We start from the raw sequence: 5,519 nt of genomic DNA on the forward strand, positions 1-5,519 counted from the left end.
TAATAAGAAATCGAGGATTAGTAGCTTGCATTGAGCGTAGTCGAAATGCGGTCGGACAGCCCGTGAATAAAGAAGCTTCTGGAGGCGTTCTATCGGGGTCAATTTCTAATTGGCTAGATAAGAGCCTGTGAGAGAAGAATCCCACGCGGTTCTACCCGTGGGAGTGTCAAATTAAAGACTTAATAAGTTTCTGTTTTTTCTCTTATTCTTTCTCCCCTGCAATCTTAACTAGGAAATCTGTGATCTACTTAGACTTTTGATACCGCATCCCTGGTAACTGAGTAACTAATCCTTCTAATTCTAGTTGTAATAATCCCCCTGAAACTTGAGCAGTGGGTAAACCGCTTTTTTCTACAACAATGTCAAAAGAGGTTTCCTCATCAGAAATAGCTTGAAATATCTTTAATAAATCTGGTTCTAACTTTGGTAAAGCTTCCTTTTTTTCTAGATCAAATAAGGATAGTTGTTCTCCCTGATCCAACTTAGGAATAGTTCCCAACATCTCTAATAATCCATCCGTTGTAAGAATCATTTCTGCCCCGTGATGGATTAATCGCAAACATCCCCTAGCTTGAGCAACATCGGGGGAGTTTGGCAACGTATAGACATCTCTGCAAAACTCGTTAGCATAGCGCGCCGTAATTAACGCCCCAGACTTCTCCGGTGCTTCCATAACTAATACAGCCCGACTTAACCCTGCAATGATGCGATTTCTGGCTGGAAAATGACGACGATCGCCTGGAGTTCCAGAAGGGTATTCACTGACGATTAAACCCCGTTTTTGTAAGTCTCGGTGCAACTGACGATGATGACTGGGATATACTATATCCACCCCCGTTCCTAAAACTGCGATCGTTCGACCTCCGGCTTCTAAACAAGCTTGATGGGCTACACCATCGATACCTGCCGCCATGCCTGAAACCACTGTAAACCCGTGTTTAACGAGGGCGATGGCAATCTTCCGAGTCCAACGGCGACCATGTTCGGTGGGGTAACGAGTGCCGACAATACCTACACAGGGGATTTGTCCTTGATTTTCTAATAAATTGACCTGTCCCTGATAATAAAGTAGAGGGGGAGGACTAGGAATTTCTAATAATAAACGGGGATAATTATTGTTACTAGGAGTCCAAAATTGGGGATTTTTTTGTGAATGTTGTTGCAATAATTGAAGAGGATTAACCTGCGATCGCTGTTGTTGGATCGTTTTCAGTAATTTTGCTCCGATTCCTTCTATTTGTCCTAATGTTTGTCCAGGTGCATTCCATGCGTTTTCTAGGCTGCCAAACTGTTGCCATACCCGTTTTAATAAGATAGGACCGACTCCAGGTATTTTTGACCAAGCTAACCAATAAGCTGACTCGTGTTGCAACGGTTTCTCCTAATGATTTACAGTTTGGGGTTTAACTTCATTAAAGCTGTAGCCATCATTTCCATCCAGGAAACAAAGTTCCTAAACCATTAGCCATAAATTCAACCGCCATAGCCATAGTAACTAAACCCATTAAACGAGTGACAATATTCATACCTGTTTTACCCAAAAATCTACCAATCATAGGAGCAAAACTATAGACTATAAAAATCAAATTGCCTAAAACAATGATTGCTATAGACAATCCTAGTTTATCAGTTATTGATTGCGTCTTATGGGCTAAAACAATTGTTGAACTAATGGTACCTGGACCAGCTAACAAAGGTAAAGCTAAAGGAACAATGGCAATAGAGTTAGCTGTTTGTGCTTCTTCGTTTTCTTCTGAGGTATGTTTAACTTCACTAGTTTTAGCTTGCAACATATGAAACCCTACAATAAAAATGAGAAAACCTCCCGCTACTCTAAAAGAAGCAATACTAATGCCAAAAGCGGATAAAATAGCTTCTCCTATAAAACAAGAAACAATTAAAATAATAGTAAAGGTAATTGAGGCAGTTCTAATTATTTGTTGTCTTTGTTTCTGGCTTCTATTAGCTGTTAATCCAATATAAATAGGTAAGTTGCCAATAGGATTGGAGATGGCAAATAAAGCAACAAAACCGTTGACATAGTCAGAAATATTCATGAAAATTAATAATTTTTAGATAAGATTTACAGTATTCTAACATAAGTAGGAATCATTTGATAATTCCTGGATTTGCTTGTATTTTAGCTGGAGCGATTAGGAGCTTTTTTTATAGATTTTTTAAGATTTATTTAGTTTTCTAGAACCCGATAATAATATTTTATTTTAATTTACTGTAAAGGATGAAAATGTTAAAATAAAGTTCAATCTAAGAGTAATTAATTGTAATAATTTTATCTACGAATGATCATGAGCAATACCCCTAAAATTTTAGCCCTTGATTTTGATGGAGTCATTTGTAACGGTTTAAAGGAATATTTCCAAACAACCTTAAGAACCTATCAAAAACTATGGAACAGTCATTCTGAAGATAATTTAGAAAGTTGCGCTAATTCTTTTTATCAATTACGTCCTGTCATCGAAACTGGTTGGGAAATGCCTATTTTATTGCGAGCATTAGTGTTAGAGTATGAAAAACCAAATATAGTAAGTAACTGGCATCAGATTTGTTCTGAAATTGTCACTAAAGAAAACTTAAATAAAGAGGAAGTTATGGCTACCCTTGATGGGGTGAGAGATGATTGGATTAAAACAGATTTAGATAACTGGTTAGCGTTACACGAATTTTATCCAGGGGTATTAGAGAAATTAGGACAAATATTAAATTCTTCTACCCGATTATATATTGTTACAACAAAAGAGGGAAGATTTGTTAAACAGCTTCTAAAACAACAAAATTTATCTTTTCCTGAAGTTAATATTTTTGGGAAGGAAGTTAAACAACCAAAGTATGAAACCTTACGTCAAATCCTCAAAAATAATCAAGAAACTCCTAACAATTTATGGTTTATTGAAGACTTATTAAAGACGTTAAAAAAGGTACAAAGTCAAGACGATTTAAAACAAGTTAATTTATTTCTAGCTGACTGGGGATATAATACCTCAAAAACCCATGAACTTGTTAACCAAGATAATGAGATTTATTTACTTTCCTTAAATAAGTTTTCTCAAGATTTTTCAAAATGGATTGATTCTTGATGATACTCTTGCTCATATAATTAATTCATAATTACCTTGATTTTTTGACTAAGAATTGGATGTTATGACGTGCCACTACAACATTATGGGAACTTCTAAGTACAACCTTGTTAGATAGGTATTATCTACGCTACAGTAACTAAGTTGGTGAAAATAGTATAGACTTTACAGATGCAAAATAGACCCAAAACAACAGTTATTTTAGCCATGACTGCTGATGGAAAAATTGCCGATTTTCAGCGCAATGCAGCGAGGTTTGGTTCAGATATTGATAAAAATCATTTAGAAGAAAAAATATCATTAGTAGATGGTATTATATTTGGTGCAGGAACATTAAGAGCCTATGGTACAACTTTAACAGTTAAAAATACTGACTTATTAGCTACCAGAAAACGAAAAAATAAACCTAGTCAACCCATTAATATTGTTGTTTCTGCTTCAGGGGAAATTGATTCTAACTTACGCTTTTTTTCTCAATGTGTTCCACATTGGTTAATTACCACGGAAAAAGGAGCAAAAAATAATGCTTCTATATTTGAAAAAGTATTAATATTTTCTACTAAAGAAACAGGGAAAATTGACTTAATTAAAGCATTTAAAATCTTAAAACAAATGGGACTAAATGATTTAGCTATTTTGGGAGGTGGGACTCTGGTTGCCAGTTGTTTAGAAGAAAATTTAATTGATGAATTTTGGTTAACTCTTTGTCCCTATATTTTGGGAGGAAAAACAGCACCAACCCCAGTAGAAGGAAAGGGGTTTCTTTCATTTTGTAGTCAACAATTAGAATTATCAAGTCTAGAACAAATAGAACAAGAAATTTTCTTACACTATAAAGTCATGTCTAGGTAATTAATAATTTAGGATGTCATTTAGATAAAAATTTATTATCCTAGAGAAGAAGTTTATCAAACAAAATTAATTTATGTTCAAACGAGCAAAACCACAATACTCTATTAGTTGGATTGAAAAAATTTCTGAAATACCGAAACAGGTTTGGAACGAACTAGCAACCCCACTAAAAACCCCTTTTTTAGAGTGGGAATGGCTCAATAATATCGAAACTTCTAAAAGTGCCATACCTCGTGCAGGATGGCAACCTTGTCATCTCACTATATGGCGAGATAAAGAGTTAATTGGGGCTGCACCTTTGTACATTAAAGGTCATAGTTATGGAGAATTTGTTTTTGACCATCAATGGGCTGATTTATCCCATCGTTTGGGTATTTCTTATTATCCTAAACTTCTAGGAATGACACCTTTTACTCCTGCAGTGGGGTATCGTTTTTTGATTTCTCCCAATGAAAATGAAACAGAAATTACAGAAATTATGATAGCTGCTATTGATCGTTTTTGTGATCAAAATAGAATATCAGGTTGTCATTTTTTGTTTGTTGATCCTGACTGGAAACCTATAATCGAGAATTATGGGTTTAGTAGTTGGTTACATCATAGCTACATTTGGTCTAATCCCAATTTTAATAATTTTGACGACTATTTGAAACAGTTTAATGCCAACCAAAGACGCAATATAAAACGAGAAAGAAAAGCAGTTAATAAAGCGAACTTAAATATAAAAATCTTAACAGGAGATGATATACCTCATCATTTATATCCTTTAATTCATCAGTTTTATAGTAACACTTGTGAAAAGTTTTACTGGGGAAGTAAATATCTAACTCGTAAATTTTTTGATCAACTTTATCCTCATTATTCCCATCGCATTGTCTTAGCGGCTGCCTATACAGATTATGATGAGCGTAAACCCGTAGGAATGTCTTTTTGTATCAGAAAAGGAGATAATTTATATGGACGTTATTGGGGATCTTTTGAAGAATACGATTGTCTTCATTTTGAAGCTTGTTATTATCAACCAATAGAATGGGCAATAAAAGAAGGTATAACTATGTTTGATCCTGGTGCAGGAGGAAGACACAAAAGAAGGCGTGGTTTCCCTGCTACCCCTAATTATAGTTTACACCGATTTTATGATCAAAAAATGACTCAAATTCTTGTTCACTATATCCCCGAAATTAATAAAATGGAACAAGAAGAAATTGATGCGATTAATCAAGACTTACCTTTCAGTAAAAAGGAAATAGAATTTAAAGATTTGTAACTGTTCAAAGCATAATTTTACAGTTTGCGGTAGCATAATCATTGTTTTATATAAGAGGATAATTATGAACTGTTTTTTAAGTAAAAAGTTAACTTATTTATTGGGAATTAGTTTGCTAACATCGGCTAACTTGGTAGTTGGTAACATTGGACATAGTTATGCAGAAACTTGCACAGCTTTTCCTGTGGTTGGTGGACAAGAAGAGAATGAAACCGAGATCACAAAAACGGTTTCTCAACCCGGCGTTTCTATTCAGGGTAAGCTCATCTAAAATGGTATAAAATGTACTTGACTAAGAAAGCAAA

At 34.7% G+C, this 5,519-nt stretch carries 6 protein-coding genes; 4 read left to right on the forward strand and 2 right to left on the reverse strand.

Going from position 1 to position 5,519, the window contains the following annotated elements; translation table 11 throughout:
* Nucleotides 1-244: 244 nt before the first annotated feature.
* Together dprA and P9B04_RS13410 are read right to left on the reverse strand one after the other, a co-directional pair.
* Nucleotides 245-1,372 carry a DNA-processing protein DprA gene (gene dprA, locus P9B04_RS13405; protein WP_342055493.1) on the reverse strand — a complete coding sequence of 376 codons (1,128 nt, stop codon included), beginning with the start codon at nt 1,370-1,372 and terminating at the stop codon, nt 245-247.
* Nucleotides 1,373-1,427: 55 nt separating this feature from the next.
* Complete coding sequence (locus P9B04_RS13410; RefSeq protein WP_342055494.1) at nt 1,428-2,057, reverse strand: YchE family NAAT transporter; 630 nt, start codon at nt 2,055-2,057, stop codon at nt 1,428-1,430.
* 249 nt (nt 2,058-2,306) lie between these two features.
* Here P9B04_RS13410 and P9B04_RS13415 point away from each other — a divergent pair, with 249 nt between their 5' ends.
* The 4 genes from P9B04_RS13415 to P9B04_RS13430 all read left to right on the forward strand — a co-directional run bounded on the left by P9B04_RS13415 (nt 2,307) and on the right by P9B04_RS13430 (nt 5,485).
* Nucleotides 2,307-3,095 carry an HAD family hydrolase gene (locus P9B04_RS13415; RefSeq protein ID WP_342055495.1) on the forward strand — a complete coding sequence of 263 codons (789 nt, stop codon included), beginning with the start codon at nt 2,307-2,309 and terminating at the stop codon, nt 3,093-3,095.
* Nucleotides 3,096-3,266: 171 nt separating this feature from the next.
* Complete coding sequence (locus tag P9B04_RS13420; RefSeq protein WP_342055496.1) at nt 3,267-3,947, forward strand: RibD family protein; 681 nt, start codon at nt 3,267-3,269, stop codon at nt 3,945-3,947.
* A gap of 73 nt (nt 3,948-4,020) precedes the next feature.
* On the forward strand, nt 4,021-5,214 hold the full coding sequence (locus P9B04_RS13425; protein ID WP_342055497.1) for a GNAT family N-acetyltransferase: 1,194 nt from the start codon (nt 4,021-4,023) through the stop codon (nt 5,212-5,214).
* A gap of 64 nt (nt 5,215-5,278) precedes the next feature.
* Nucleotides 5,279-5,485 (forward strand): hypothetical protein, encoded by a 207-nt coding sequence (locus P9B04_RS13430; RefSeq protein ID WP_342055498.1) that lies wholly within the window; start codon nt 5,279-5,281, stop codon nt 5,483-5,485.
* Nucleotides 5,486-5,519: the final 34 nt, after the last annotated feature.

The organism is Crocosphaera sp. Alani8 (genome assembly GCF_038442745.1).
Classification (GTDB): domain Bacteria; phylum Cyanobacteriota; class Cyanobacteriia; order Cyanobacteriales; family Microcystaceae; genus Crocosphaera.

What these genes read in the sequence shown, in the direction of transcription:
- P9B04_RS13410 (WP_342055494.1), bottom strand. Translation starts at nt 2,057, where the DNA reads ATGAATATTTCTGACTATGTCAACGGTTTTGTTGCTTTATTTGCCATC.
- P9B04_RS13415 (WP_342055495.1), top strand. Translation starts at nt 2,307, where the DNA reads ATGAGCAATACCCCTAAAATTTTAGCCCTTGATTTTGATGGAGTCATT.
- P9B04_RS13420 (WP_342055496.1), top strand. Translation starts at nt 3,267, where the DNA reads ATGCAAAATAGACCCAAAACAACAGTTATTTTAGCCATGACTGCTGAT.
- P9B04_RS13425 (WP_342055497.1), top strand. Translation starts at nt 4,021, where the DNA reads ATGTTCAAACGAGCAAAACCACAATACTCTATTAGTTGGATTGAAAAA.
- P9B04_RS13430 (WP_342055498.1), top strand. Translation starts at nt 5,279, where the DNA reads ATGAACTGTTTTTTAAGTAAAAAGTTAACTTATTTATTGGGAATTAGT.